This is a genomic window from Paenibacillus amylolyticus, assembly GCF_050990605.1.
Taxonomy (GTDB): domain Bacteria; phylum Bacillota; class Bacilli; order Paenibacillales; family Paenibacillaceae; genus Paenibacillus; species Paenibacillus amylolyticus_H.
In genome coordinates this window covers 5,106,102-5,131,965 of sequence record NZ_CP158832.1, presented here as the reverse complement: position 1 = coordinate 5,131,965, position 25,864 = coordinate 5,106,102, and the positions used below count along the sequence as shown (strand labels likewise).

The 25,864-nt window shown below is 48.5% G+C and carries 29 protein-coding genes; 25 read left to right on the top strand and 4 right to left on the bottom strand.

The genetic code is table 11. The features are described 5' to 3' along the window. Positions 1-4: 4 nt before the first annotated feature. The 16 genes from ABTV53_RS22600 (at position 5) to ABTV53_RS22525 (ending at position 13,172) form a co-directional block, all read left to right on the top strand. A complete protein-coding gene (locus ABTV53_RS22600) occupies positions 5-715 on the top strand; it encodes an amino acid ABC transporter permease (protein WP_433746719.1) in 711 nt (236 codons plus the stop codon). Continuing rightward, positions 712-1,464, top strand: a complete 753-nt coding sequence (locus ABTV53_RS22595; RefSeq protein WP_433746716.1) for an amino acid ABC transporter ATP-binding protein — start codon at positions 712-714, stop codon at positions 1,462-1,464. The genes ABTV53_RS22600 and ABTV53_RS22595 overlap by 4 nt, the downstream gene beginning before the upstream one ends. Before the next feature lie 121 nt (positions 1,465-1,585). Further along, positions 1,586-1,873, top strand: coding sequence for a hypothetical protein (locus ABTV53_RS22590; RefSeq protein ID WP_017692509.1), 288 nt, complete (start codon positions 1,586-1,588; stop codon positions 1,871-1,873). 23 nt (positions 1,874-1,896) lie between these two features. After that, positions 1,897-2,238, top strand: a complete 342-nt coding sequence (locus ABTV53_RS22585; RefSeq protein WP_433746713.1) for a restriction endonuclease subunit S — start codon at positions 1,897-1,899, stop codon at positions 2,236-2,238. Beyond that, a complete protein-coding gene (locus ABTV53_RS22580) occupies positions 2,235-2,534 on the top strand; it encodes a hypothetical protein (RefSeq protein ID WP_433746710.1) in 300 nt (99 codons plus the stop codon). Before ABTV53_RS22585 ends, ABTV53_RS22580 begins: the two co-directional genes overlap by 4 nt. Before the next feature lies 1 nt (position 2,535). Next, on the top strand, positions 2,536-2,877 hold the full coding sequence (locus ABTV53_RS22575) for a hypothetical protein (RefSeq protein ID WP_433746707.1): 342 nt from the start codon (positions 2,536-2,538) through the stop codon (positions 2,875-2,877). Between the two features lie 251 nt (positions 2,878-3,128). Then, positions 3,129-4,223, top strand: coding sequence for a CgeB family protein (locus tag ABTV53_RS22570; RefSeq protein WP_433746705.1), 1,095 nt, complete (start codon positions 3,129-3,131; stop codon positions 4,221-4,223). Positions 4,224-4,282: 59 nt separating this feature from the next. Further along, positions 4,283-5,422, top strand: a complete 1,140-nt coding sequence (locus ABTV53_RS22565) for a CgeB family protein (RefSeq protein ID WP_433746702.1) — start codon at positions 4,283-4,285, stop codon at positions 5,420-5,422. A 66-nt stretch (positions 5,423-5,488) separates the two neighbouring features. Next, positions 5,489-7,114, top strand: coding sequence for a glycosyltransferase family 4 protein (locus ABTV53_RS22560; RefSeq protein WP_433746699.1), 1,626 nt, complete (start codon positions 5,489-5,491; stop codon positions 7,112-7,114). Between the two features lie 14 nt (positions 7,115-7,128). Further along, positions 7,129-8,220, top strand: coding sequence for a non-hydrolyzing UDP-N-acetylglucosamine 2-epimerase (wecB, locus tag ABTV53_RS22555; protein WP_433746696.1), 1,092 nt, complete (start codon positions 7,129-7,131; stop codon positions 8,218-8,220). After that, a complete protein-coding gene (locus ABTV53_RS22550; protein WP_433746693.1) occupies positions 8,213-9,199 on the top strand; it encodes a polysaccharide biosynthesis protein in 987 nt (328 codons plus the stop codon). Before wecB ends, ABTV53_RS22550 begins: the two co-directional genes overlap by 8 nt. Next, the gene (locus ABTV53_RS22545; protein WP_433746690.1) at positions 9,196-10,023 is read left to right on the top strand and encodes a dTDP-4-dehydrorhamnose reductase family protein; all 828 of its coding nucleotides are present in this window, start codon (positions 9,196-9,198) and stop codon (positions 10,021-10,023) included. The genes ABTV53_RS22550 and ABTV53_RS22545 overlap by 4 nt, the downstream gene beginning before the upstream one ends. Continuing rightward, positions 10,005-10,946, top strand: coding sequence for an NAD-dependent epimerase/dehydratase family protein (locus ABTV53_RS22540; protein WP_433746687.1), 942 nt, complete (start codon positions 10,005-10,007; stop codon positions 10,944-10,946). Before ABTV53_RS22545 ends, ABTV53_RS22540 begins: the two co-directional genes overlap by 19 nt. Then, the gene (locus ABTV53_RS22535; protein ID WP_433746684.1) at positions 10,943-11,659 is read left to right on the top strand and encodes a glycosyltransferase; all 717 of its coding nucleotides are present in this window, start codon (positions 10,943-10,945) and stop codon (positions 11,657-11,659) included. The genes ABTV53_RS22540 and ABTV53_RS22535 overlap by 4 nt, the downstream gene beginning before the upstream one ends. 97 nt (positions 11,660-11,756) lie before the next feature. Further along, positions 11,757-12,473, top strand: coding sequence for a glycosyltransferase (locus ABTV53_RS22530; protein WP_433746681.1), 717 nt, complete (start codon positions 11,757-11,759; stop codon positions 12,471-12,473). A 165-nt stretch (positions 12,474-12,638) separates the two neighbouring features. Next, entirely contained in the window at positions 12,639-13,172 is a 534-nt protein-coding gene (locus ABTV53_RS22525) for a GNAT family N-acetyltransferase (RefSeq protein WP_433746678.1), read from the top strand. A 140-nt stretch (positions 13,173-13,312) separates the two neighbouring features. On the opposite strand, the gene ABTV53_RS22520 is transcribed toward ABTV53_RS22525, so the two are convergent. Both ABTV53_RS22520 and ABTV53_RS22515 read right to left on the bottom strand, forming a co-directional pair. Continuing rightward, on the bottom strand, positions 13,313-13,483 hold the full coding sequence (locus tag ABTV53_RS22520) for a hypothetical protein (protein ID WP_433746675.1): 171 nt from the start codon (positions 13,481-13,483) through the stop codon (positions 13,313-13,315). Then, positions 13,480-14,718, bottom strand: a complete 1,239-nt coding sequence (locus tag ABTV53_RS22515; RefSeq protein ID WP_433746672.1) for a glycosyltransferase family 4 protein — start codon at positions 14,716-14,718, stop codon at positions 13,480-13,482. Before ABTV53_RS22515 ends, ABTV53_RS22520 begins: the two co-directional genes overlap by 4 nt. Before the next feature lie 186 nt (positions 14,719-14,904). Between ABTV53_RS22515 and ABTV53_RS22510 the strand changes: the two genes are divergently transcribed. Both ABTV53_RS22510 and ABTV53_RS22505 read left to right on the top strand, forming a co-directional pair. After that, positions 14,905-15,264: a hypothetical protein gene (locus tag ABTV53_RS22510; protein ID WP_433746669.1), complete on the top strand. Its 360-nt coding sequence runs from the start codon at positions 14,905-14,907 to the stop codon at positions 15,262-15,264. A 251-nt stretch (positions 15,265-15,515) separates the two neighbouring features. Further along, positions 15,516-16,997 (top strand): DHA2 family efflux MFS transporter permease subunit, encoded by a 1,482-nt coding sequence (locus ABTV53_RS22505; RefSeq protein WP_433746666.1) that lies wholly within the window; start codon positions 15,516-15,518, stop codon positions 16,995-16,997. Between the two features lie 60 nt (positions 16,998-17,057). Here ABTV53_RS22505 and ABTV53_RS22500 read toward each other — a convergent pair whose 3' ends face one another. Next, positions 17,058-18,131: a glycosyltransferase family 4 protein gene (locus ABTV53_RS22500; protein WP_433746663.1), complete on the bottom strand. Its 1,074-nt coding sequence runs from the start codon at positions 18,129-18,131 to the stop codon at positions 17,058-17,060. Between the two features lie 437 nt (positions 18,132-18,568). On the opposite strand from ABTV53_RS22500, the gene ABTV53_RS22495 reads away from it, so the two are divergent. From ABTV53_RS22495 to ABTV53_RS22470, 6 genes are all read left to right on the top strand, one after another. Continuing rightward, positions 18,569-19,699, top strand: a complete 1,131-nt coding sequence (locus ABTV53_RS22495) for an ABC transporter ATP-binding protein (protein WP_433746660.1) — start codon at positions 18,569-18,571, stop codon at positions 19,697-19,699. After that, positions 19,696-20,412, top strand: coding sequence for an ABC transporter permease subunit (locus ABTV53_RS22490; protein ID WP_433746658.1), 717 nt, complete (start codon positions 19,696-19,698; stop codon positions 20,410-20,412). The genes ABTV53_RS22495 and ABTV53_RS22490 overlap by 4 nt, the downstream gene beginning before the upstream one ends. A 4-nt stretch (positions 20,413-20,416) precedes the next feature. Continuing rightward, complete coding sequence (locus ABTV53_RS22485; RefSeq protein ID WP_433746655.1) at positions 20,417-21,811, top strand: GldG family protein; 1,395 nt, start codon at positions 20,417-20,419, stop codon at positions 21,809-21,811. Further along, positions 21,808-22,776, top strand: a complete 969-nt coding sequence (locus ABTV53_RS22480) for a DUF4340 domain-containing protein (protein ID WP_433746652.1) — start codon at positions 21,808-21,810, stop codon at positions 22,774-22,776. Before ABTV53_RS22485 ends, ABTV53_RS22480 begins: the two co-directional genes overlap by 4 nt. Positions 22,777-23,058: 282 nt before the next feature. Beyond that, on the top strand, positions 23,059-24,051 hold the full coding sequence (locus ABTV53_RS22475) for a YhcN/YlaJ family sporulation lipoprotein (protein WP_433746649.1): 993 nt from the start codon (positions 23,059-23,061) through the stop codon (positions 24,049-24,051). Between the two features lie 246 nt (positions 24,052-24,297). Then, positions 24,298-24,522, top strand: a complete 225-nt coding sequence (locus tag ABTV53_RS22470) for a helix-turn-helix domain-containing protein (RefSeq protein ID WP_017692532.1) — start codon at positions 24,298-24,300, stop codon at positions 24,520-24,522. Positions 24,523-24,988: 466 nt separating this feature from the next. On the opposite strand, the gene ABTV53_RS22465 is transcribed toward ABTV53_RS22470, so the two are convergent. Then, entirely contained in the window at positions 24,989-25,129 is a 141-nt protein-coding gene (locus tag ABTV53_RS22465; RefSeq protein ID WP_244988495.1) for a hypothetical protein, read from the bottom strand. 183 nt (positions 25,130-25,312) lie between these two features. Here ABTV53_RS22465 and ABTV53_RS22460 point away from each other — a divergent pair, with 183 nt between their 5' ends. Beyond that, positions 25,313-25,852: a DUF4303 domain-containing protein gene (locus ABTV53_RS22460; RefSeq protein ID WP_433746646.1), complete on the top strand. Its 540-nt coding sequence runs from the start codon at positions 25,313-25,315 to the stop codon at positions 25,850-25,852. Positions 25,853-25,864: the final 12 nt, after the last annotated feature.

Genomic DNA, 25,864 nt, shown 5'->3' with positions numbered 1-25,864 from the left:
GCATATGTCGATTGATCTCCAGTTTATCTATACCTCTTTTTTTCAAATTCTGAAGGCATTGCCACTGACACTCGTCATTACGATTATTCCGTTGATTGCAGGTTTCGGAATCGGTCTGGCTACGGCTCTGATTCGTATTTATCGTGTGCGGTGGATTCACCGCATTGCTGACTTCTACGTTTCATTCCTGCGTGGAACACCGATGCTGATGCATCTATTCCTCATCTATTACGGGATTCCGATGATCATCGACAAACTGGCGGAACGTTATGGATGGGCTTTCCAGTCCTCGTCGATCCCGATTCTCGTATTTGTATTGATTGCCTTCTCGCTCACTGCGGGTGCCTATATGTCCGAGATTATCCGTTCAGGCATTCTTGCCGTGGATATCGGCCAGATGGAAGCCGCCCATGCTGTGGGCATGAGCACATTCCAGGCTTTAAGGCGCATCATCATCCCTCAAGCGATCGGGGCGGTATTGCCTAATCTGTGCAGCATGTTTGTCGGGTTCCTGCACGGCTCAACCCTCGCTTTTACCGTGTCGCAGATGGACATTCTCGGTAAAGCGGATGTGGTGGCATCCGTCAGTCTGAAATTTCTGGAGGCCTTTATCGCGGCTGCGTTCATCTACTGGGGGCTGACCATCATTGCCGAGCGGATTACCGCTGTGCTTGAGCGTCGGGTTGCCGTGTACAGCAAAGGAGGTGTGTCATGATTACACTAACGAACATACACAAAACATTTGGCAAGCAGGAAGTATTGAAAGGGATTAATCTGACCGTGGAGCAGGGTGATGTTGTTGCGATCCTTGGACCGAGTGGATCAGGTAAAACAACGCTGCTGCGCTGCGTCAATTTTCTGGAACGTGCCGATGAAGGCGAGGTTCAGATCAGTGGATTGACCGTGGATTGCAAGCATGCCCCCAAACATGACATTGTGCAATTGAGACGGAAAACGGCGATGGTCTTCCAGCATTATAATCTGTTCAAACACAAGACTGTGCTGGATAACGTCACGGAGGGCTTGATTATTGCCCAGAAAATGTCCAAAGCCGATGCCCGCACTCGCGCCTTGCATGTGCTTGAACAAGTCGGACTGTCTGCCAAAATCAATGAGTATCCGAGTATGTTATCCGGTGGACAACAGCAACGGGTGGGGATCGCCAGAGCACTGGCACTGAATCCCGAAGTGATTTTGTTTGATGAACCGACCTCGGCACTGGACCCCGAGCTTGTGGGTGAGGTGTTGTCTGTCATCCGCTCCATTGCTCAAGAGGGGATTACCATGATTGTCGTCACCCATGAAATGGGGTTTGCCCGTGAGGTGGCCAATCGGGTTGTTTTCATGGATGGAGGTTCTGTTGTAGAGGAAGGAACTCCTGAAGAGGTATTTGTGCGTCCCAAGCAGGAACGTACTCGGCAATTCCTCAGTCGATATTCTTCCGACTGGAGTTATGTCATCTAACGATATAGGCGCAAGCTGTAGTAACTGACGATACCGGCCCGGCATATGCTGTAACAGGCAAATGCTGATAGGCCGGATTTTTCTATGGGTGAAGCAGGCCGTGACGGTAAGGAGGAGGACCATGCAGAGCAAAATCGATGAAATCATCACACATATTGCACACTCTCACCAGCAGATCGCACGTGTGCTGGATGCCAAACGCCAAGTCGCTGTGCGCATGTCTGAAATCATCAATCATTTGCCAGATATCGAACCGGAGTTGGATGGCGTTGACGGTCTGCTGGACAGCTCTGGGCAAATCAACAAAAGCATTATCTCTTACTTGGGGGGCCTTGCAGATCTGGAAGAGGCTGTAGCGGAAACGCTGACCCAAGTCATGCGGGAGATCGCGGTTCAAGAGGAAGAATAAGCCCGGAAGGCGGGTGAAGGAAAATGAGTAGAGAACAGAGCCTCATTCTGATGCTGGACGCGGCAGCCAAGATGCAGTGGAATATAGCCCTGATCCTGGAGGCAAAAGCGATTGAGGCCGAGAAGGTACGAAACTGGACACTGAATCATTTGAATGGGGATACCTTTCTGACGCATGGGGATCAGGTAGGCGAGCCGCTCAAAATGCATGATCAGCTGGTGGAATTGCTGGAAGGATTAACCCGGATGGAAACCGGACTGTGCAACAATCTCAAAGCAGTGATGGTACAGAACGACAGCGAAGATGGTGGCGGGTTGGACGGTGGCATGTTTGGCGGCATGGATCTGGGAGACATGGGAAAATGAGTCTGATGCGGCGTGAGCAGGAAGCCAAACTGGCGCTCATTGAATCCATTGCACACAGTCAGCAGGCGCTGGCACGCATTCTGGACAGTGTAGCCAGTGTAACCGCTCATTCGGAAGTATCCGCCCGCAGTCTGGCCGAGAACATTCGTTTGCTGAGTCGCTATCAGGAAGAAATGTCTCGTATGGTTACGGGAATCAGGTTGGCCCGAATCCAGCATGGGGAGCCTGGGTTGCCGTGGCTCAAAGAACCCGGGTGTGCAATTCGTATCGTTCGGGACATACAGGAGGAATGTTGACATGTTAAAGAAGAAGAAAATACGACTGAGAACCAAAAGAGCTTTGTTAATCCGTGGAGCCCGTCTGCGCAAAATTCGCAGGCTGCGTGCGCTCAGAGCCAAACGTGTTCTCCACAAACGCCCACTTAAAGGACGCAGTGCGTGGCTCAAAAAAAAGAAACGTGCGGTACGGCGGCACCGGAGTCCGAAGCCCGTACAACCAGTCGTCCCGGCTACCCCTACCGATCCGAATCCAGACGGTGCGTACAGCCAGGGATACAACGAGGCGTACAACGAGGGATTCAACGCGGGTTTCGCCAAGGGATTCGAGGACGGACATCAGCTGGCGTACAAAGCACAGTAACCGAGTAGACACGATTATTCCTGCATGGAATGATACCTGTCCAGCAGTTAGCCCGGGGGGCAGATCCCTCCGGGCTATTTGCATCGCCGCAAAAGCGGACATGCCCGTACAGGCGGATGTGGAGGGCAAGCGCCAATTTTGCGCCTTGCAGGACACCCGTCCATGATGCATCTGACCCCGAGGCATATCCTTTAGAGGGAAGACCAATCTCGGGGAGAGTCTGGAAGTGAGATCTCCTGAAGGAAGACAAGGTGAAGAATGTGGCAGAACGAAGACACCGTCCGCTGACCGAAGCGGAGACAGCTTACCGCGGCGGATATGCAGAAGGCCGCAGATTTGGCGGCTGTCAAGCCATAATGGAGCGGGTGCAGATGTTTGAACCGACCCTGCGGGACATGAAGGTGCTGTATATTCCACAAGGGTTCGATGCCATCGATGAAGGTGTCACCTTGGCTCTGCAGCAATCTGTACGTGAATGCGTTGTTGGATCGCCAGCAGCGATGTTGCAGGAAGCCAGTCAGCATCGGCCCGATGTCGTGCTCGTCATGAATGGTCTGCATGTATTTCCCGCAGATCATCTGGAGCAGGTGAATGGCATACGTGCACTCGGTATCCGAACTGCCGTGTGGTTTGTGGATGATCCGTATTTCACCGAAGATACAACGTCCCTTTGCCGGCACTATGATGTCGTGTTCACGCATGAAGAGGCCGCGGTGCCCTTCTATCTGGGACATGGAGCGAAACGGGTCATCTATATGCCACTCGCGGTGAATCCAGGCATGTTTCAACCGCGGCGCACCGCACCGCAGCATCAGCACGATATTTGTTTTATCGGTACCGGATTCTGGAACCGGATTGCCTTGTTTGATGAGCTGGCCCCTTTTCTTGCGGACAAAAAGGTATTCATTGCGGGTAGCCAGTGGAACCGGTTGGCACGCTTTGATGTACTAGGCCGTTTCATCCACGAAGGATGGATTGCTCCGGGAGAGACAGTAGATTATTACAATGGCGCCAAGATTGTCATTAACATTCACCGGACTTGCGAGAATGGGGAAGACAATCGCAATACACATCATCTTGAAGGTCACTCGATTAATCCACGCACGTATGAGATCAGCGCATGCGGCACCATGCAGATCACGGATGCACGTGCAGATTTACCCCGTTATTATAAACCGGGATATGACATCGAGACGTTCACCAACGCAGCAGAACTTCAGCGCAAGATCCACTATTATCTGAAGCATGAAGAAGAACGACAGGCGATGGCGTGGCGTGGACTTCTCACCACGATGAACCAGCATACATTCACTCGCCGGATCGGTCAGTTGCTGGAACATTTGTAATCTCCGGCTGAAGTGCAGCATCAACAAGAATCCTATCCCAAAAAAAAAGGAGTGGCGGTATGTCTCTCAAACACCGTAAAACCAAAAAGGTTCATGCACCTGTACTGAGCCTGGCTGATCAAGCGCGCAAAAATGGGCAACATGCCGGATATGACGCAGGTAAGGAAGAAGGATATCTGCGTGGTCGCGCCAACTATATTGTGAATTGTGCACAGGAACCGTTGCCTTTCCGACAGCTTCACGTGCTGTATGTATCCTCGGGTAAAGGTTTCCCTTACTCCCCGTTGGATGAGGCCATTATGGCCACACTACAGGGTATGGTAGCTCAAGTAACCCTCTCTGATCCGCGTCAACCGGTTTCTGAAATTGCGCTGCAGACGCGTCCTGATCTGGTGCTTGTGCTGGATGGAATGGATATTACCATCGAGCATATCGATGCGATTCGTCAAGCTGGCATTCAGACGGCGATCTGGCTGACCGATGACCCGTACTATACAGACATGACGCTTGATATCGTAAAACATTATGACCATGTCTTTACGTTGGAACTGAACTGTATCGAACTATATCGACAAATCGGCTGTGCGTCAGTCCACTACCTCCCTTTTGCCGCATTCACCAATCATTACTTTCCGATTACAACGCCTTCCCCGTTAAAACGGGATGTCAGCTTTATCGGCTCGGCCTACTGGAACCGGGTATACTTCTTCAATCCGATCATGCCTCAGTTGATGTCACACAATACGGTATTTAACGGAATCTGGTGGGATCGCCTGCCTGACTACACTGCCTATGGCGAAAAGATTGAGCTCGGTCGCTGGATGAGTCCGCCGGAGACCAATGATGTGTACAATGGCACCAAAATTGTCATCAACCTGCATCGATCCCATGAAGATGATTCCGTCAATAATAATCACCTCAAAATCCCGCCAGCCTCACCGAACCCGAGAACGTTTGAAATTGCCGCGTCCACTACGCTACAGCTGACCGACACCCGGGATGACATTGCGCGTTTCTACAAGCCAGGTGTGGAGATTGAGACATATTCCTCGCCGCAGGAGTTACTCGACAAGGTGGAATATTATCTTACTCATGAGAAGGAACGCCGTGAGATTGCCCTTCGTGGACTCGAACGTACACTGAAAGACCACACGTATGGCAAAAGAATTAATGAAATGTTAACCATCATATTCCCTTAATTCTGGCCGGGAGGAGGTGTGCACAGTACCCTGTATCAGATACCCGTGTACAGGGTCCGTGCGGCCATGGCAACGAAACCAAAGATGATGTTATTTTCCCATGTGTGCAATACTCGCAGCATTACAGGTGCCGAGAAGCTGCTGCTTCATTTTATGAGAGAGATCGGTACGATCTTTGAATGTGTGCTCGTAGCCCCTCAGGAGGGAAAGCTTGCGGGGCTTGCGCGAAGATTCGGCATTCAGGTCAAAATATGCACTCTGCCGATGCTTCACGGTGTGTACACACCTTACCTGGGCATTGCAGATGATGCGGAGCATCTTCGCCATACACCAGCGTATCAGGAAGCAGTCTCCCTAATACGGGAGACTGCTCCCGATATGGTGTTAACAAACACCTGCGTTAATGTGATGCCGGCTGTAGCCGCAAAGTCCCTCCAGATTCCGGTCATCTGGAAGATTACCGAGATCATTCATACGAATGAACATACAACCGAGGCGATTCAGATGATTGGTCGCTATGCAGACTGGATTATCGGTATATCCGAGACAGCGGTGGCCCCATTCCAAGAAGCGGGCATGGGTGACAAAGTGACCATCATTTCCCCAACTTGGGAACCCGCGCTACCAGCACCGGACCGCTGGGTTCATCTGCGCGAACGCAAGCGTAAGGAGCTCGGTTTCAAATCATCGCAGACCTGTATCGGTTATATTTCTTCATTTATATATGATGCCAAAGGGTTGAAACCTTTTGTGGATATGGCCTTGAAGATCTGTGAAACGCATTCGCGCTGTCGCTTCTGGATCATCGGGGCAGCGTCGGATAAAAAGTACTACGACGAGTGTGTATCACGGGTGAAAAAATCCGGATATTCACGCCGATTTACCTTCACTACATTTGAAGAGAATGTATCTCTGGCATATACCGCGATGGATATCCTGGTCATCCCGAGCATGGTCAAAGAAGGATTCGGCATGACCGCACTGGAGGGTCTCTATTTTGCCAAACCGGTCATCGCTTTCGCTCAGGGTGGACTGAAGGAATTAATGGAATCCGTAGGCAGTGATGCATTTCTGGCCCCACCGGGTGATACCGAAGCGCTTGTCACCTTGGCAACAACCTTGCTGAATGATGCAGAGCTGGCCTCAAATACGGGGTGGCGCAATCGGACAGAAGCGGAAAGGCTCTACGGCGTTGAAACCTACCGAACGAAACTGCATACGATGGTGACACAGTGGTTATTGCGTTTTCCCGGATGGTTTGCTTATATCCAACCTCCGAATGGACCTGTGTATGCCTATGGGGAGGGAGGACTACGCACTGTACTGGTTCTGGCGCCGGCTACGGTTCGGGCACTGTTATTCCCACTGACCGTCATACAGGCGTTGCCACATTCCTCATTACCTCCAATCGCATTGGGTCACGATGCTCCTGTTGCCTCAGATACTTGCCCAGCTGCAAAGCTGATTCAACAGAGGGGCAAAACGAGGAAACGTCGTCGCAAGCCACTTGCACCTCGTTCTCGCCGAGAACGTGAGGGGCTGAAACGTACTTCCGGAACTGGCAGACGTAAGGGGAGACCCCGTACAACGAAGGGACCGCGTCCGCATATGGGGAAATCGGCTAGTCGCAGACGCAAATCTGCCAAGGCGGGACGTAGCCGAGCAGGGCGCAAGGGTTCCAATACTAGATGAAGGCAGGGATTACGATGAAGATCATGACGGTGCTGGGTACGAGACCTGAGATCATACGGCTCAGCCTGATCATCTCCAAGCTGGACCAGTATGCGTCCAAACATATTCTGGTGCACACGGGACAGAACTTCACGGAAAGTCTCAGCGGACTCTTTTTCAAGGAAATGGGCCTGCGTGCACCGGATTACGTTCTCCAGGATGAAGCGGCCTCCCTGGGACGACAGCTGTCTTCGATGTTTACGCAGATGGAAGATCTGATATTGCAGGAGAAGCCCGATAAATTGCTGCTGCTTGGTGATACCAATAGTGCATTATGTGCAATATTGGCTGAGCGCATGGGTGTTCCCGTTATTCATATGGAAGCAGGCAATCGTTGCTTTGACCTGGATGTGCCTGAGGAGAAGAATCGCAAGGTTATTGATGCCATCTCCACCGTCAATATGCCTTACACCGAACAGAGTAAGAAACATTTGGTCAGCGAAGGTGTACCAAGCAGGCGCATCGTGCTCACGGGCAATCCCATCTATGAAGTAATGCAGCACTACGACGCACAGGTAAGTTCGAGCAAAATACTCAAGAAGCTCAAGCTGAAGTCGGGACAGTACTTTTTGGTTACTGCCCATCGAGCCGAGAATGTGGATCATGCTCCTCATTTGCTGGAGATTATGAAAGGGCTGAATCAAGTCGCAGAAGAACACGGGTTGCGTGTGATCTGCAGCATTCATCCGCGTACAGCGATTCGGATAGCGGAGCATCTGCAACTGGAGATGAATCCGTTGGTAGAGTTTCACGAGCCGTTTGGATTCTTCGATTTTGTGATGCTCGAACGTCATGCACGCTGTGCGCTTACGGACAGTGGTACTGTGCAGGAGGAGTGTTGCATTATGGGCGTGCCAACCGTAACGATGCGTCGAACTACCGAGCGGCCGGAAACGGTCGATTGCGGCAGCAATGTGGTCTCCGGTCTGGATGCCGCGCGCATCGCTGATTGCGTGAAAGTCATGACAACGATGTCTGCGGACTGGGATTGCCCGCAAGGTTACAAAGCCACAGATGTATCCAGTAAAGTGGTTAAATTTCTGCTTGGAGGGAAAATGCATGTTTGAAAATAAGCGTATACTCGTGACTGGCGGTACGGGATCATGGGGTTATGAACTTGTGGCTCAACTGCTGCCCCAGCAGCCCAAAGAAATTATTGTATATTCCCGGAACGAGTCCAGCCAAGTGGCTATGAGTCGTGAATTTGAAGACCCACGTCTTCATTTCCGGATTGGAGATATTCGTGACAAGGATGCCTTGACGGCAGCTTGCCAGCATGTGGACTATGTATTTCATCTGGCTGCGCTCAAGCATGTTCCGGTGTGTGAAGACCAACCGTACGAAGCACTCAAAACCAATGTGATTGGTACACAGAACGTGATCGAGGCCGCTATTGAGAACAAGGTGGAAAAAGTAATCTATATCTCGACTGACAAGGCTGCCAATCCGTCCAACTTCTACGGCATGACCAAAGCGATCGGCGAGAAATTAATTGTATACGCCAACTTGTTACACAGCAACACGAAGTTTGTTACGGTACGGGGCGGTAATGTCCTGGGAACGAACGGCAGTGTGGTACATCTGTTCAAAAATCAGATCCGCCAAAAAGGGCAGGTCTCCCTCACGGATATGAGCATGACTCGGTTCTTCCTCACGCTGAAGGATGCAATTACCCTGCTGTTCAAAGCTTCGGTGGAAAGTGTCGGCGGAGAGATTTTTGTCATGACGATGCCTACCTGCAAAATCGTTGATCTCGCGGAAGTGCTGATTGAGGATTCCGGTGTGGAGAATGTGAGCATTGTGGAACGTGGCATTCGTCCAGGGGAGAAAATCCATGAAATACTGATGAGTGAATTCGAGAGCATGACCACCGTTGTCTACGATGAGCAGTACCTGGTTATTCTTCCTACCCTGGGTATACCGGGTCTGCGTGAACATTATACCAATTGTCCCCCGGTCTCCTTTAACAGTTTCAGTTCAGAACACCAACTCATGACCAAAGAGGAGATTCGTGAAATTCTGATGCGCGGAGGATTCTTGTCATGAAACTGCTGATACTTGGTGGAAACGGAATGGCCGGCCATATATTGGTCGACTATTTCCGCCGTCAAGGTGTGCACAGCGTCTTCTACACATCTCGGGATGTAACGGACCCCAATGGTCTGCTCCTGGATGTGAACGACAGCTTCATGGTTGATCGACTGGTAGAAGCTGTGCACCCGGATGTGATTATTAATGCTGTGGGTGTGTTGAACAACTTTGCAGATGAGGACAAAATTACTGCATATCATATTAACGGTTTCCTGCCACATCGTCTGCGGCGGGTTGCAGATACGATTGGTGCACGCCTGATTCATATCAGCACAGACTGTGTGTTCAGCGGAGAACGGGGAGCATATCGGGAAGATGATGTTACGGATGGAACTTCAGCTTACGCCATTACCAAAGCACTTGGTGAAGTTCAGGATGAAGGTCATCTGACGATCCGTACGTCCATCATTGGACCCGAGATTCGGCAGGGCGGCATTGGTCTGATGCAATGGTTTATGTCCAGCACAGGTGAAGTCGGGGGTTATACCCGCGTATTCTGGAACGGTGTGACCACACTTGAGCTGGCCAAATGGGTAGACCATTACCTTGCCTCATCGGTTAGTGGTCTGATTCACCTGGTTCATCCGGCACCTGTCAGCAAGCATGATCTGCTTGTATTGTTCAAGCAGACCTGGGATAAGCAGGATGTGACGATTGTGCGTGATGACAGTGTAGTGCAGGACCGTACGCTGGTGTCCACTCGCGAGGATGTGAAGACAGACCTGCCGGATTATTCTACAATGCTGAAGGAGTTGGCATTATGGATGGAGCAGAGCTGAGAGGCAAGAAAGTGCTGATTACAGGCGCCTCCGGTTTTACCGGGCGACATGCCGTATCTTATTTTCGGGAAGTTGGTGCAGTGGTTGCGGCGGTAGTCCGGAGACCGGATGTGTATTCATTTGGTAAAGGTACTCAGGTCCATGTCTGTGATCTGAATGATAAACAGCAAGTGCGTCATCTGATCGGCGAGGTACAGCCCGAATATGTGCTGCATCTCGCTGGCAAAAATTCAGTGCCTGATTCGTGGTCTGATCCGCTACTGGTCCTGGAGACCAATGTGATGGCCGTGCTGTATTTGCTGGATGCGCTTCGCAGTTGTCCGAAAGCAAGGACCGTTATTGTAGGATCGCGGTTAAAATATACGCCGGAACCTGGCCGGATTCCCCAGCCTCCGCATCCATACAGTCTCAGCAAAGCGCTGGAAGAGATGGTGTCCTTGTCGTGGATGTCGCTCTTCGGACAACAGATCATGCTGGCGGAGCCAGGCAATCTGATTGGTGCGGGCCCTTCCACAGGCATCTGTTCACTGCTTGCACGCCATGTTGTTGCCTGTGAGCAGGCGGGTAAAACCGAGGCATTCCGTCTGTCCGGACGGGACAATACCCGTGACTTTCTGGATGTGCGGGATGCCGTCAGAGCGTATGGGACCCTCCTGCTACACGGGTCCAGTGGTACAGTATACCCGGTGGTGTCTGGAGTCGAGCGCAGTCTTGGTGAAATTTCAGATATGCTGTTGTCCATGACAGAAGCGGAAGTCCCTGTTCGCTGGGATGGGGCATCTTCTGGTCCGGACGGTTCGGGGAAACAGGAGGAATTATCACTGCTGCGCAAGCTTGGCTGGCAGCCGATGATTCCATTTGCCACATCGCTTCAGGATATTCTGAGTGATGTTCGTGCCCAGCAAGGGAGGACGACAAGTTGAATCCGAGAGTATCCATTGTCATTCCATTCTACAACTGCCCTTATGTGCCTCAAGCGATTCAGAGTGCGCTGAACCAGACGTATCCCGAAGTGGAGATCGTTGTTGTGAATGACGGTTCAACCCGGCATGCAGAGTTGCTTCAACCCTATCTTCCTTATATTAATGTGCTTGGCAAAAGCAATGGCGGGACGGCTTCGGCACTTAATCATGGCATCCGCCATGCCTCTGGTGATTATGTAGCCTGGCTCAGTTCGGATGATTATCTGTACCCGGATAAAATTCGTTATCAGCTGGAGTTTATGCAGCGTGAGAATGTGCTCGTCTCACATACGAACTTTCATTATATCAACGAGCATTCGGCAGTTACCAGAATGCATGGTGGGCCTGAACCCATGTCGGATATGGATTTACTACGGCGATTTGTTAACGGCAATCCGGTGAATGGCTGCACGGTCATGATTCGCAAGGATCTCTTTAGCGGAGTGGGGCTGTTCGATGAACTTCTTCCCTACACGCATGATCTGGATCTCTGGATGCGGATTGTACTGAACGGTCATCGGTTCCCATACCTGAATGAACCGCTTACTGCCTATCGATGGCATGGGGGAATGGGATCGGTACGTCATGCGGATGTCATCGGCAGAGAGGCATCCATGGTATGGTCCAGATATCGTGAACCACTGTTGCAGCGAATAGCGGTGCTTGGCGGGTAGCGTAGGGAGGGCAGTTATGAAAGCCAAAAGATGGCTGATTAACGCCCTCTTTGCGCAGCATTTTTACCTAAGACAGTAAGAGGAGGGGAAGGCCCGAATGGAGCCAAAAGTATCGATCGTCATTCCTTTTTACAATTGTGCTTATATCGAGCAGGCGGTTCACAGTGCCATTCACCAGACGTATCCGCATATCGAAGTCATCGTTGTGGATGATGGGTCAACCGAGCACGTGGAGCGGCTACAGCCATTCATGGATTCCATCCGCTATATTCACAAAGAAAACGGTGGAACCGCGACAGCATTGAATGAGGGCATCAAACATGCAACAGGGGATTACTTTGTCTGGCTCAGCTCAGATGATGTGATGCTGCTGAATCGGGTGGAGAAACAACTGAAGTTCATGCGAGAGGTCAAGGCTTCATTCTGCCATGGTGCCTACCATTATGTGAATGAGAAGAGTGAATGGTTGGATACGGTGCAGCCGGAAGTGGGCAGTCGTCTGGAGATGTTGCAGGTACTGCTGGAAGGTTGTCCGATCAACGGCTGTACTGTCATGGTAGAGATGGATGCATTTGAGCGGTTTGGCTTGTTCGATACCGATTTTCGCTACACCCATGACTATGAGATGTGGATGAGACTGTTTCCAATGTATGAGCTGTTCTACTACAATGAACCTCTGATGTGCTACCGATTGCATGACTCGATGGGGACCAAACGCCATTTCAAGGCACTGGTTACCGAGATGGAACGTGTTCAGGCGAAGCATAGACCTATTTTGCTCAATTTGCTTCAGGTTGGCGGGTACTGGAAGTAGATGGATTTGGCAATGATGGCCGAATGGACAGATTCGTGGACAGAAAGGTGAACGATTGCTGAAGTCTCTGTATAATGAAGTGATTCATACACGGAAGGGACTGGACTATGCGCAGATATCAATATCTTAAACCCAACTTACAATAAACTAACGGAGGTAAGAGTATTGATTACAGAGTTACACACAGAACGGTTATATTTGCGAAAAATGGACGTATCGGATTCGGCCAGCTTGTTTAAAATTTGGTCTGATCCGGATGTGACTAGATTTATGAATATCAGTCATTTTACGGATGAAAATCAAGCCATAGAAATGATTAATCTTCTGAATGATCTTGCTCAGGAAAACAAGGCAATTCGGTTCTCTATCCTTGCGCAAGAGTCCAACGAAATCATAGGTTCCTGTGGTTATAATTCACTGGATTTTGACAATCTTAAAGCAGAAATCGGGTATGACATTGCCAGATCTCACTGGGGCAAAGGATATGCTACGGAAGCGATCTCTTCTTTGTTAGCTCATGCATTCTCGACTATGAAGCTGAATCGAATCGAAGCAAAGGTTGACCCCGACAATGTGAATTCTATCAAGCTATTACAAAAGCTCAATTTCACATACGAAGGCACCCTCAGAGCATACGAGAGGGCAGGCGAAATGTTCAACGATCTGAATATGTATTCCAAGTTGGCGACAGATGAATAAGATTTGTAATAGCGTGTTCTCGGTCCGTTAGAACACATTACAGCGAGCAAGGGGTGTCCTCAGTCATTCAGATGACAGATGGTACACCCCTTGCTCGATATTTCGGCATGTTATATGAAGACGGTATGTCATTGGACGACTCAATCTTTTGAATTCATGATCGCCATCGATGCAGGATCGGGAAATACATATCCTTTAGGCAGCTTCCGTATCAATTCGTTCATTACAGCGTAATCCACGTCGATGTGAGGTGTGGAAACTGGAGTCGAAAACCAGCGATTGTATAGATCACTTGGTACTAGTAATGTCATATCGTATGTCCTCCTCTGTAAATGGCTTCTTGGTAGACTTGAAATGTACGAAATCCCATCACTTCCAGTGAACGATGTTTCTCAGCCCAAGCTTTTGCCGCCGCACCCACTGTTCTTCGGGTAACATTATCCTCAAGCAATGCGTCCAACAGTTCACGGAGCGAGTCGACATCCTGCGGAGGAACAACCCATCCCGTACGTCCAGGTTCAACCATCTCGGGCATGCCGGCTGTACCACTGACGATAACAGGTACACCCGCCAGTTGCGCTTCCGTAACGGAGAATGGCTGGGTGTCCTGCAGGCTGGGTTGGACATAGATGTCTGCACAGCGCAGAAAGGAAGGAATATTGTCCAGCTTGCCCCAGAACACAACATCGGCTCCAATACCCGTTGAAGCGGCCTGTGACCGCAATTCATCGGTTAGATTGCCTTCTCCTGCGATCCAGCAGACCCAATCGGAACGTTTGTTTTTCAGAGAGGCTAAGGCCTTGATTAACACATGAACGCCCTTGATGTATTCAAGTCGTCCGGTAAAGGCAATGACTTTCTTGCCCGCAGGTGGCCGCTGGCGGAACTTCACGGCTGCTGAGGCACGGTAGGCTGGGAGATCTACAGCATAGGGAATTTGCCTGAACTTCGTTTCGGGAACTGCAAGGTCTGTAAGCGTACTCTTGATCCAGTGGCTTGACACGAGAATGAGCTCGGACTGTGCTGCACTTCGCTCTTCCAATGAGAGGAAATAACGTCCACGCTTGGATTGCAGATATGAAGGGAGAGTAAGCTGCGGATTGGAATTTTGAGCATCGTAAAAGGCTTCGCGTGCAAGAGCGCCATGATAGCTTGTAACCAGTGGGATATTGCGGTTCAAGATACGTTTTATGGCTACGGCAGCTACTGGATCTTGCGCATGAATAACATCGTAGTGGTCCACCCCCAGATAAGCGGCCGCCATTTCGAAGGCATATCTATTCAGTTCATAATAAGCGAGAAGAGGATCGGCAGTGAATTGTGGCAGATCAGTCGGATTGAGTTTGGCTTGCAGCATGGGCCACACCTTATCCTTGGAGAAAGCGCGGTTCAGATTACGAACATATACTTCGTTATTGGCACCATTTGTGCCCATGATATCAACCTCTACACCAAGTGCGATTAGCCTGTCGGCCAGTTGTTTAACATATGTCCATATGCCTCCCATATGTGTAAGCTCCCAATACGTAACGAGCAGAACTCTCATAGCTACCTCCTTGTCACGGCCTGCACCGGCCGAGCTTCTATCCTTTTATTCTATGAAAAAAGAGGACCGGAAGGTCGGGCATTTCCGTGTAATTGGTCGAAAATGGGTGAATGCAAATGGCAATGGACGAGAGGAAGCATATCCTATGTACAGGAAGGTTCATGTGCTCCGAAGGAGGGATCTACAGTGGCGGTATATTTACTTGAGATTCATGAGAATCTGTTACAGACATTTGTTCCCGTCAAGTACATGGATGTAGAGTTGGCCTATGTGGGCAGTGAGGAAGGGACGGATGTATTTGTTGGTGGAGCCAGTATTCACGGAGAACTGTACCGACACCTTTTTCACCTAACGTCAAATTCGGGGGGAGCGGGCGGTAATCAAGTCATTCATAGTCTTGATGTAACATCCGAGCCTTATGAACTGAGGGTCATCAGCAACAGTTCTTCACCGAATCATCTGGTTATTCGAATATATTGCAGAAGTATTCACGGTCAGACATTGGGCATACTGTCAGAATATCAGATGATGAAACTTGCAGATTGATATGGACATTTTTGCATAGTCATGATTAACCAACGTGTGGAGCAGGGAAGGTGCCTGTTCCATTTTTTTTGTGGTGCATCCATAGTAGAAATGCTTGAAAAAATAGCTTGACAGCAAAGGTATTTTCATTAGAATTAGATCAGTATTAAACGAAAGTTTAAAACAATAGTTTGAAATTAGTCTTCAATATAGGCTGAGTGAGACGTATGGATTAGCCTGCGATCTCCTGGCTGGAAAAGAGTGTGGAGAACGTGAAAGAACAAACAGGAGTATCCCAGGAGCCTGCAGAGTTTTCAATCAAAACGATTATACTGCCACTCCTGGCTATTATCGTCGGTATGATCATGGTTATACTGGACAGCACGGTGGTGAACGTGGCCATTCCGAATCTCGTTCAATATTTCGAGACGGATCTTAAGACCATCCAATGGACGGTTACGGGGTACACCTTGGCTTTGTCTGCAGTCATTCCACTGGCAGGCTGGTTAACGGACCGTTTTGGTGCCAAAAGAGTATTTTTGTTCACGATTGCCATGTTCACCTTGGGTTCTGTATTATGCTCGATTGCCCAATCACCTGAGCAATTAATCATTTACCGTGTCATTCAGGGTCTCGGTGGAGGCATGGTTGCTCCTATTGGTATGGCAATGGTCTTTCGTCTGGCTCCTCCTGAGCGAAGAGGTTCCATCATGGGGATGCTGGGAATTCCGATGCTGCTTGCCCCTGCATTGGGTCCGGTCTTGTCCGGGTGGTTTATTGAATCACTGAGCTGGCACTGGATTTTCCTGATTAACTTGCCCATTGGTATTGCAGCTTTTATTCTATGTATCAAGTTTTTGCCTGATACAGATCGTGGACGCACACCTGCACTGGATCTGCTCGGCATGATTCTGGCGCCAATTGCGTTCTCGATGCTTGCTTACGGTGTGAGTGAGGGTGGAACGAGCTGGACGTCTGCAACAACTCTGGCTGGTGTCATTGTGGGTGGTGTAGCGCTCATTTTGTTCATTATTGTGGAGCTTCGTCATCAAAATCCATTGCTCGAACTCCGTGTATTCAAATCTTCTGATTTCTCACGGGGGATTATTCTTGCATGGGTGTCACAAGTGGCGCTGTTCGGTGCGATGATCCTGATCCCGCTTTATTTGCAGCAGATCAAAGGATACACTGCACTGGAAACTGGATTGATTCTGCTGCCACAGGCTCTGGCTTCCGGAGTGGGTATGCCGCTTGGTGGTCGGTTGTTTGATAAAATAGGTGCTAGACCTCTGGCCTTCGTGGGTCTGGGTATTATTTCGGGAGCATTGTTTATTCTGTCCTCCATTACGGCAGAGACTGGTCTTGGCCTGATTATAACGGCTCTGGTTATGATGGGTCTGGGTATGGGCTTGTCCATGATGCCACTTAATACGCATGTATTAAATGCTGCACCACGTAAGTTGGTTGGACGGGTTACACCGCTCACGGCCGCTGCACAGCAAGTGGTCGTGTCCTTTGCGGTGGCAGGGCTCACAGGCTTCCTTACTTCAAGAATCGCAGACAATACAACGAGTACAGAGCCGACCGCTATCGTTCATGGTTTGGTGGCTGGTTTCAATGATACGTTCTTCCTGGCCGCTTGTATTGCATTGTTTGGATGTTTGCTCAGTCTGATTCTGCGCAAACCTAAACCGATGCCGGAAGAAGAACTAAATGGCGACAAGCCTGATCCGGCAATGATGATGGGACACTAAGATTATCAACCCTGTTAAGGCAGTTCAGAGAATCCCCTCTGAGCTGCCTTTTTGCGATCCTCAATGGAAAATACGCAAGGCGGTCATCATTTCACGGAAGGAAACAGCATACCGATCTGGTGAGAAAGACAAGCTCATATGCTGTCTGCCCTGAATGCGGATATATTCACGCAGTTTCTTGTTGTTCATGAGGTCCATTGCTTCGGAGACAGCGGCCTTAACATTGCCAATCGGATAGAATTTTCCGGTCTTATTATGTGTGATAAATGAACGCACCCCGTCCGAATCCGTGCTGAGTACCGGGCAGCCACAACTGATGGCTTCAGCGACGGCATAGCCGAATCCTTCCAGTAGAGAAGTGGATAACATGATGCCCCCTGAAGCGGCAATCATGGAATAATATGCAGGCATCTGAGAATGAGGAACATTGATAAAGATGCCAATCCGATCCTCAAGCCCGTATTCTGCAAGCATATGCCGGAACATGACTTCATCCTCTGGATTAGCCAAAGTTGGATCGTGGAACAACCATAGTCTGGCTTTCGGATTTTTTTTAACGATTTCACTCGATATGATTAAATATTCACGCCAGTTTTTGTTGTGTTCAAGTCGTCCTACCCAAGCCAACACCGGATAGGGTGGGGTATCCACCAAGATTGGTGCGAAGGTGTCCGTATCCAGCATATTGGGAATAACAAACCGATGAAGCCAAGGACAGATATGAATGAACATATCCAGCAGGTGATCTGTGGGAGGTATAACGGCAGCATCACAATGAGCTTGAAGGTAAGGGACACCCATCAGTATCGTTTCCAGAGCTTGATCGCGTGTTCCGAGTCCCTGCGCTTCAAAAATAATTTTCCCCGTATAACCAAGTCCTCTCAAGCGGCCGGGCATAGCGATGTCTGAAGTGGCAATGATGGCATCATAATGATGAGTATGAATGATATGATGGATATCCTCGTCACTGGACGCGGTGAAAATGGGCGTATCACTGTTGTTCTGCAATCCCGAGCCTGTGTTGAGATACAATAGGTGTGCTTCAATGCCATGGCGTTTCAGAACAGCGGTGCGCAGTCGATTTAACGTATCCACGCCACCGCTCGGAACATAAAACGTGAATAATACTTTCACACGATTCACCCTCTGACTTTTGGTCAGGAGCACATTCTCCTGTACTCTATGTTACGTTGACTTTAAGCGCAGGGTGTGGGTGCTGGTCAGAATGTTCACATTTTGGACAAATATTTTTAAGCTGTCTTTTAAGTGTCATTAAGCTGAGGCTAGGATAGCTCACGTAATATACAAGGAACTTCCCGTGTACATCATTTTATTACATAAGTTCAACGTAACATTTACACGATAACGGAGAGGGCAGAAATAACTTGAAGAAGCGAAGCGTTCACATTTATCACCGGATTTTTCCTTCTGAATAAAGGAATCAAAAAAATCTGGGGATAACAGTGATCGGAAGGTTATTCTGCCATCGGAGTGCAAGTGTAAATATTTTCAGTTGAATTTATATAACGAACGATGGTGCACGGGTATTTTAACGGGAAAGGATGAATGATGTGCTCGAAGTGAAACAGGTCAGCAAAGTTTACGAAGGGCAGCGCGGCGTACATCAACTGGATTTCACCATGGAACGTGGTGAGATTGTCGGGTTTCTCGGGCCCAATGGTGCAGGCAAAACAACAACGATGCGCATGATTACGGGCTATGTGCATCCAACCGCGGGTTCCGTCATGGTCGATGGGGTATCGGTGCATGAGCAGGGTCAGCGTGTACGTTCCAAGATTGGGTATCTGCCTGAAACGCCGCCACTGTATCCGGATATGACGGTGCAGTCCTATCTTAAATTCGTAGCCAATTTGCGAGATGTCCCGGCACGTGAGGTTAAGCTGCGGGTCAGTGAGATGGTTAGCAGACTGGGAATTCAGGGGCGAGAGAAACAACTGGTACGCGGGTTATCCAAAGGATACAAGCAACGCCTTGGACTGGCAGGAGCCATTATTCACAAGCCGGATCTGCTGGTTCTGGATGAGCCAACATCGGGCCTTGATCCAAACCAGATTATTGAGATCAGAGATCTGATTCGAGAGCTGGGGGAGAACCATACGGTGCTGCTCAGTACGCATATTTTGCCTGAAGTGAGTACGCTCTGTAATCGAATGTTGATCATCAATCAGGGACAACTCGTGCTGGATGGTTCACCTCAGCATTTCGGATCAGCTATGGGGGATCAATTCAAAGTATCGATTGAAGTGAAGGCCACTACGGAGCAATTACATAATGTGCTGACACCATTGGAGAAGGTGCGGAGTGAAGTCATTCAAGCATCGGATGCGAATACCACCAAAGATACTTCACTTACTTCGGATTCAGCGAATACGGTTAAAATGCTGCTTACTGGAGAAAACTCGGAAGATTTTCGGGAAGAGCTGTTCTACCTTTTGTCTGGTGCAGGATTACCGATACTGGAGATGAAGAAGGAGAATCTCAGTTTGGAGCAGATTTTCCTGAAGTTGACCACAACCGAGGCAACAACAGATATAAAAGATACAAACGCGGATTCGGCAGATGGGGATAAGGTTGCTGGGGCAGTGATGGATCAGGGGGATGTAACTTCGGACAACGGTCAAACAACGAATACTTCAACGGATGCTTCGTCCCATTCTCGCAAAGGGGAGGACTCCAAATGAGACGAATGATGGCGATATGCAACAAAGAGTTGCAAGCTTATTTTCTGTCACCAACATCCTACTTTGCTTTTGCCGTATATGTACTGATGACCAGTTTGCTGTTCTACTCCAGTTTCGTATATTACCAGCCAAGTATTGTCGATTATCGTCTCGTGTTGGGCGATACGTTGTCCATGCTACTGTTTGTTGTGCCATTGTTAACAATGCGGCTGGTTGCAGAGGAATTTAGACAGGGAACGGATGAATTGTTGCTGACTTCTCCGGCACGTGTAACAGAAATTATTTTTGGCAAATATCTTGCTTCTCTGGCCATTCTGGTCGTTCTCATCCTGTGCAGTCTGGTGTATCCATTCATCATGTCGTTCTATGGGACATTGGATATAACGACGGTATGGATGTCTGCACTGGGGTTATTTTTCCTGGGCGGAAGCATGATGGCGATTGGACTGTTCGCTTCTACGTTATCCCAGCATCAGATGGTGTCTGCGGTGGCGGGTTTTATTATCTTGCTCGTTTTATGGATGCTTGATTCATTCGCAGGCAATACGGGATCTGCTTTGCAACAGTGGCTGGACCCGTTTGCTCTGACTAACCGGTTCGACAGCTTCATGAAAGGTGTGCTCAGTGGACCGGATATTTTGTACTATGTCACACTTTCAGGTGTGTTTCTGCTGTTAAGCATTCAAATTGTGGAACGGAAGCGGTGGAGGTGAGAAGATGAAAAAATGGTTAAGTCATACCAACAGTACCGTGCTGTCTGTAGCGGTGATTGGCATCTTTATTTTGCTAACACTGTTCCTGAATTCACTTGGCGGCTTCCAGCTCGATCTGACCTCAAACAAACAATACACATTGTCTGACCAGTCCCTTACTGCGATCAAAGACGTGAAGGATGACGTCAACATTCTGGTGTTAACCGTTGAAAATGCCAACAACACCGTGCTGAATCGTGAGGTTACAGATATGGTGGAGGAATACACGAAACGTAACAGCAAGCTGAAATTAAAACAATATAATCTGACGCAGGAACCTGCGCTTGCATCCAAATACGGTATAACAGGAAGCTCCATTGTGCTGGAGCAGGGAGATCAACATAAAGTAATTGATATCGCCAGCTTGTTCACTGCGACAGGTGACGGAAGTGATGGATCATATCAATTCACTGGTGAGGAAAAGCTAACACAGGCGCTCATGAACATGTCTTCCACCGAGATGCATAAAATGGTCTTTTTGACCGGACATGAAGAGCTGGGTCTCGATCAGATGACTACGCTGCAATCCTCCTTGGAACAAAATAATGTGCAGACGGAAGAATTGCAGCTGAATCAAGCCGGGAAGGTTCCGGAAGATGCAGATGTGCTTGCCATTATAGGACCACAACGTGATCTCAGTGATGCAGAACTGAAGGCCATTCGCACATATCTGAGCAATGGAGGCAAGCTGTTATTATCCCTCGGATTCGTAGAAGATATGAAATCCAGCTGGAAAAACATCGATGCCCTCATGGCTGACTATGGGGTCGTTGATGAGCATGCAGTCATGGTGGATAATCAGCAAGCCAGTACGATGGGACCACTCTGGGTGGTGCCAGAGTATGGTACACATGCAATCACGGACAAACTCGCTGCCAGCCAATTGTATCCAATGTTGTCGCTGTCGATTGCGTTGACCAGCAAAGAACAGGATAAATATACCCTTTCCCCATTAATGCATTCTTCAAATGACAGTTATGGGGAGACGAATATCGGCGGCTTACTGCAAAATGAAACGAACAATGATCCGGAAGATGACATTCAAGGTCCAGTGGAATTAGGGTATGCAGCCGATACGACCGATGGCAAACCGAAGGCGGTTATTCTGGGCTCGTCCATTTTCATGCAGGATTCGGAAATTGCGAATGGCGGCAATCGGGACTTTATTTTGAATACGGTAAATTACTTGAGTGAGAAAGAAAATGGATTGACGATTCGCCCACGTATACAAGCCGGGTATGAGGTGGCATACCTGAACGGTGAACAGGCCAGAACGATCTTCTTCGTGGCGATTGTAGCGTTCCCACTCATCTTTGTTATTATCGGTGTACTCTTATGGTGGAGGCGCAGACGGGTATGAGAAAATGGATCCCAACGATTCTGGTGGTCATCGTACTGATTGTGGGCTGGGTGTACGCAGCCAGTCAAAATTATTTTCGGGAAGAAGAAGTGGTGCAAGCCAAGTTGCTCAGCATTCAGTCCGGGGACATCCAATCCATCACGATACATGACACAACGGAGGAGACATCCGGTGCAGCAGTATATTCGACTTTGGAGCTTGAGAATGGCGTCTGGCAGATGGTTGAACCGAAAGCCTATCCTCTGAACGGTTACAGTGTTAGCAGTTGGCTGGATGCTCTGAGTGGTGCGAATCAGGAATTGGTGGTGGAAGAAACAACGACGGACCTGGATAAATACGGATTAGGAACAGATGCTACACGCATGGATATCAAACTCAAAGATAATCGTGAGATCAAACTGGCTATTGGTGGACTGCTTCCAGCAGATGATGCACGTTATGTGCGTGTTGATTCGGGCCCTGTAGTTGCCGTACAGACAGAGGCGATTACCAACATAGCCTTGTCACGTCGTGATCTGTTGGATACTACACCGTTCAACATGGATGAAACGAATGTCGCGTCTCTGGAGTGGGAAGGTGAAGCTGCCACCTGGATGTTGAAATCGACATCGGGGGATGGTGCTGCAGAGCAGACCTGGACACTGAATGGAAAAGCGATTGAAGCCACAGATGCCGTATCCCTTATCGGTAAAATCAAAAACCTGTCAACAGCAGATGATGTGCGCAAAGCGTCTGAGCTGAAAGGTACTGTTCCACGATTCACCCTGTCTGTTGAGCAGACGGTCAATGGGCAACAAGTGAGAGATGTGTATCGGGGACTTACGTTGCCATCCGAACCGGATCAGATCTGGGTCGTTACGCCAGATGGTCAATGGGCATATGCCATGGATGCGACGAGTTTAACAGAAGCCGAGAAATTCCCGGATACAATTAAAGCATCAACAACTTCGGCGGAAGATAAGTGATTAGTGATTATAACTAACTTGAAATGAATTTCGAGTTACAGTTACATGGAAACAGTGCTGCGATCAAAGCGGCACTGTTTTTTTTTATTTTAGAGCGTAATCCTTACTGTCCACAGATCAATACCCAAAGAGCAATTAGCAAAGACCAAACTCGAACACTCAGATCTACAGGGTAAGGTACGATCTACAGGGTAAGGTACCATATCCTTTCAGCATATCGACACGTACAGAAGCGCATCCTATCGTTGTGACCAAAAACAACATACATTGGAGGATGAGTACATGCCAGCAGTCAAAAAGGCAACAGCTATTACGTTATCATTGTCTACCGCAATCTTTGTAATGGCCGGATTGACAGGATGTGGCACGAATCGGGATACCAACAATCTGCATACGCAAAGTGTTCGTCAGCAAGCGAGCGGCATTAACCGTTATGGTGTGGAAACGAATGGCATGGATGGCATCCGTGCGAAAAGTTATCGCATGCATAATGTAACTGACCTGAAATCCAGTGAAGAGCTGGCAAAACGCATCACGGAGATGAAGGAAGTGCAATCTGCGCGTGTCATGTTAACGGATCGTAATGCTTATGTAGCGGTTCGTTTGGCAGATGGTCATGCAGGCAAGTTGGAGAGCAAGTCCAACGGTCGTACGAGCATGTTGAATGGAACAATGCGTAATCATGCCAGTGATACCATGCGTGGGGGCAACATGAATCACGATATGGGGGGGATGCGTGTGAATGGTGGTACGGGCACAATGTCTCCGTACAGCACTAGCGGAATTGCTCCCGGACTGAACACGAATTCAGCAACGGATCGCAGCCATATGGGGAATGACCGCAGCATCTATGGAACCATGGGCACAGGCGCGGTTGGCATGATGCGTGGTCTGACAAACAGTGGAAAAGCACGTCCTATGAACGAAAGTCAGTATGGAACAAGAAGTGAACGTCCACGGATGGATAGCACGGATGACAACACTTCCGAGGAGATCAAGGGTAAGATTTCAGCTAAAATTAAGCAGTTTGCACCAAACATTGAGAATGTATATGTATCAGCCAATCCGGACTTTGTGGAGCATGTCGAGAACTATGCCACAGATATTCGTAATGGTAAGCCCGTCAGTGGCATGATCGATACGTTCCAATCGATGGTAGAGCGTATCTTCCCGACGAACGGAACAGATACGAATAACCGTGATGGCATCCTTGACGATGGCCTGATGAACCGTAATCATAATGATGGCGGAATCATGAACCGAATGAATCGGTAAATTCCAAGATCAATGAACAAGTATGCCTTTGCGGGGATGGCAACATCTGCTGCAGGGGCATGTTTGTTTTGCATGATCTCTATTACTTATACAATTGCACACGTTCTCTTTGGACAATGAATCACATGTTTACTGCCCATTTTTCTTGTAAAACTGAACCAACGCCCTTGACCTTACATAAGATGAGTTGACTGTATCCCCTTAACCTTGTTACACCAACACAACCCGAGCAAGGAGGGGTGAACATTGAAGGGTATCGATCATAAAAGCAAATTTTTGTTGACCCACCGTGAACGCGAAGTATTCGAATTACTGGTTCAAGACAAAACAACGCGTGACATCGCAGGGCAGTTATTCATCAGCGAGAAAACGGTGCGTAACCATATTTCGAATGTGATGCAGAAACTCAATGTTAAGGGTCGTTCGCAGGCAGTTGTCGAGCTGATTAAGCTTGGAGAACTGAAGATTTAGTTGCGAATTACAGTTAGGATTAAGTAGCAGCATGAAAGCCTTTCTCTATTCTTTGTCATGAAGAATGGGGCAAGGCTTTTTTGCTGTTGATTTACAGTTTATTACATCAGATTATTCGCTGTTACGGCATTGAAGTCACCCAATCATCATGTAAAAATAAGCCAAGTAATGACAACCATCCAGAGGCTATCATCATAAAATCAATGCCAATGATTCCGAAGTTGAATTGGAAAATCATTCAAAGCAATATGTTCAATATGAAGATTGGGAATGTGCTGTTCATAGCAGATTTAGCTCGTTCTATCTACCCCATACATTCGCTTAGCTCGTCCATCAAAAATGATATGTATACCTATTACCGCACTCCTGAGAAAAATTCCTCCACTACCTCAACATCGTTTCTGCTCGTATGAAATATGTATAACTCGCGTGTCGGATGGAGCTTGTGCAGTTCTTTATAACCGCTCTAGGCTTCTTGAGGATTATCATAGTTTTGAATAACAGCTATATCCTCTAGTTGACGTACACGATTGCTGGAGCTTGCCTTGATTGCTTCCACAAGTACAAAACGATCTGGGTGTAATTCAGTAATCTCTCCCCATTTCATCGGCATCACCTCGCTTAGATAGGCGTATTTTATTATAGCATAGTTGATTAAGGGTTTAGGAAGTGAGCACGTTAATTGTAATTATGTGGTACCTTGTAGTTATCGAGAGAACTTCGGCCCCAACAATGGTCTGAAAAGACAATTGAATCTTAATCTGCATTAGTAATGAAAGGATGAGCTTGAATGGACCGTTTCTTAAGTGAATTTGAAAAACAATTTAGAGCGGGGTTTCTACCCGATCTGGAACAGACGCTGGCTAAGGTGCAGCATGAGAAAGTATATGCTTGTGCATTTGGAACGGACAGTGATTGGGTAACGCTGTTTATGGCGGTGAATACCGAGGAATCCCTGGCAGCGCACATTTCGAGAATGAAAGAGCAAGGGCTATGCGACAGTGAGGAGGACGAGATCTATTACAGATGGGGCTGTTCCGAATATCAGTATGGCGAGGATACGCACTTTAACCACATCAGCCGATTGTTGTATGCAACAGAAGAGGTTCGGGAGTATAAGGATGAGATCATTCGCATCATCGCTAAAGTCGTGAATGAGACAGCCGATGACGTTTTTGCTCAATATGGACAAATTAAAGCAGACATTACCTTCTTTGTTTCCCTCACAGATGACGATCTGGCGGAGGAGATTGAGAATCAATCGGTTCATCAAATGACGGTACCCGGCTTAGTCAGCACGTTCCTAAAACGATATGATGACATGAATTAGAACGAGCTGACT

Coding starts and splice junctions, on each gene's coding strand:
- ABTV53_RS22575 (WP_433746707.1), top strand. CDS start 2,536: ATGTTAAAGAAGAAGAAAATACGACTGAGAACCAAAAGAGCTTTGTTA.
- ABTV53_RS22465 (WP_244988495.1), bottom strand. CDS start 25,129: ATGAAATGGGGAGAGATTACTGAATTACACCCAGATCGTTTTGTACTT.
- ABTV53_RS22545 (WP_433746690.1), top strand. CDS start 9,196: ATGAAACTGCTGATACTTGGTGGAAACGGAATGGCCGGCCATATATTG.
- ABTV53_RS22600 (WP_433746719.1), top strand. CDS start 5: ATGTCGATTGATCTCCAGTTTATCTATACCTCTTTTTTTCAAATTCTG.
- ABTV53_RS22530 (WP_433746681.1), top strand. CDS start 11,757: ATGGAGCCAAAAGTATCGATCGTCATTCCTTTTTACAATTGTGCTTAT.
- ABTV53_RS22580 (WP_433746710.1), top strand. CDS start 2,235: ATGAGTCTGATGCGGCGTGAGCAGGAAGCCAAACTGGCGCTCATTGAA.
- ABTV53_RS22515 (WP_433746672.1), bottom strand. CDS start 14,718: ATGAGAGTTCTGCTCGTTACGTATTGGGAGCTTACACATATGGGAGGC.
- ABTV53_RS22565 (WP_433746702.1), top strand. CDS start 4,283: ATGTCTCTCAAACACCGTAAAACCAAAAAGGTTCATGCACCTGTACTG.
- ABTV53_RS22590 (WP_017692509.1), top strand. CDS start 1,586: ATGCAGAGCAAAATCGATGAAATCATCACACATATTGCACACTCTCAC.
- ABTV53_RS22490 (WP_433746658.1), top strand. CDS start 19,696: ATGAGACGAATGATGGCGATATGCAACAAAGAGTTGCAAGCTTATTTT.
- ABTV53_RS22540 (WP_433746687.1), top strand. CDS start 10,005: ATGGATGGAGCAGAGCTGAGAGGCAAGAAAGTGCTGATTACAGGCGCC.
- ABTV53_RS22560 (WP_433746699.1), top strand. CDS start 5,489: ATGGCAACGAAACCAAAGATGATGTTATTTTCCCATGTGTGCAATACT.
- ABTV53_RS22520 (WP_433746675.1), bottom strand. CDS start 13,483: ATGACATTACTAGTACCAAGTGATCTATACAATCGCTGGTTTTCGACT.
- ABTV53_RS22475 (WP_433746649.1), top strand. CDS start 23,059: ATGCCAGCAGTCAAAAAGGCAACAGCTATTACGTTATCATTGTCTACC.
- ABTV53_RS22595 (WP_433746716.1), top strand. CDS start 712: ATGATTACACTAACGAACATACACAAAACATTTGGCAAGCAGGAAGTA.
- ABTV53_RS22550 (WP_433746693.1), top strand. CDS start 8,213: ATGTTTGAAAATAAGCGTATACTCGTGACTGGCGGTACGGGATCATGG.
- ABTV53_RS22485 (WP_433746655.1), top strand. CDS start 20,417: ATGAAAAAATGGTTAAGTCATACCAACAGTACCGTGCTGTCTGTAGCG.
- wecB (WP_433746696.1), top strand. CDS start 7,129: ATGAAGATCATGACGGTGCTGGGTACGAGACCTGAGATCATACGGCTC.
- ABTV53_RS22460 (WP_433746646.1), top strand. CDS start 25,313: ATGGACCGTTTCTTAAGTGAATTTGAAAAACAATTTAGAGCGGGGTTT.
- ABTV53_RS22585 (WP_433746713.1), top strand. CDS start 1,897: ATGAGTAGAGAACAGAGCCTCATTCTGATGCTGGACGCGGCAGCCAAG.
- ABTV53_RS22480 (WP_433746652.1), top strand. CDS start 21,808: ATGAGAAAATGGATCCCAACGATTCTGGTGGTCATCGTACTGATTGTG.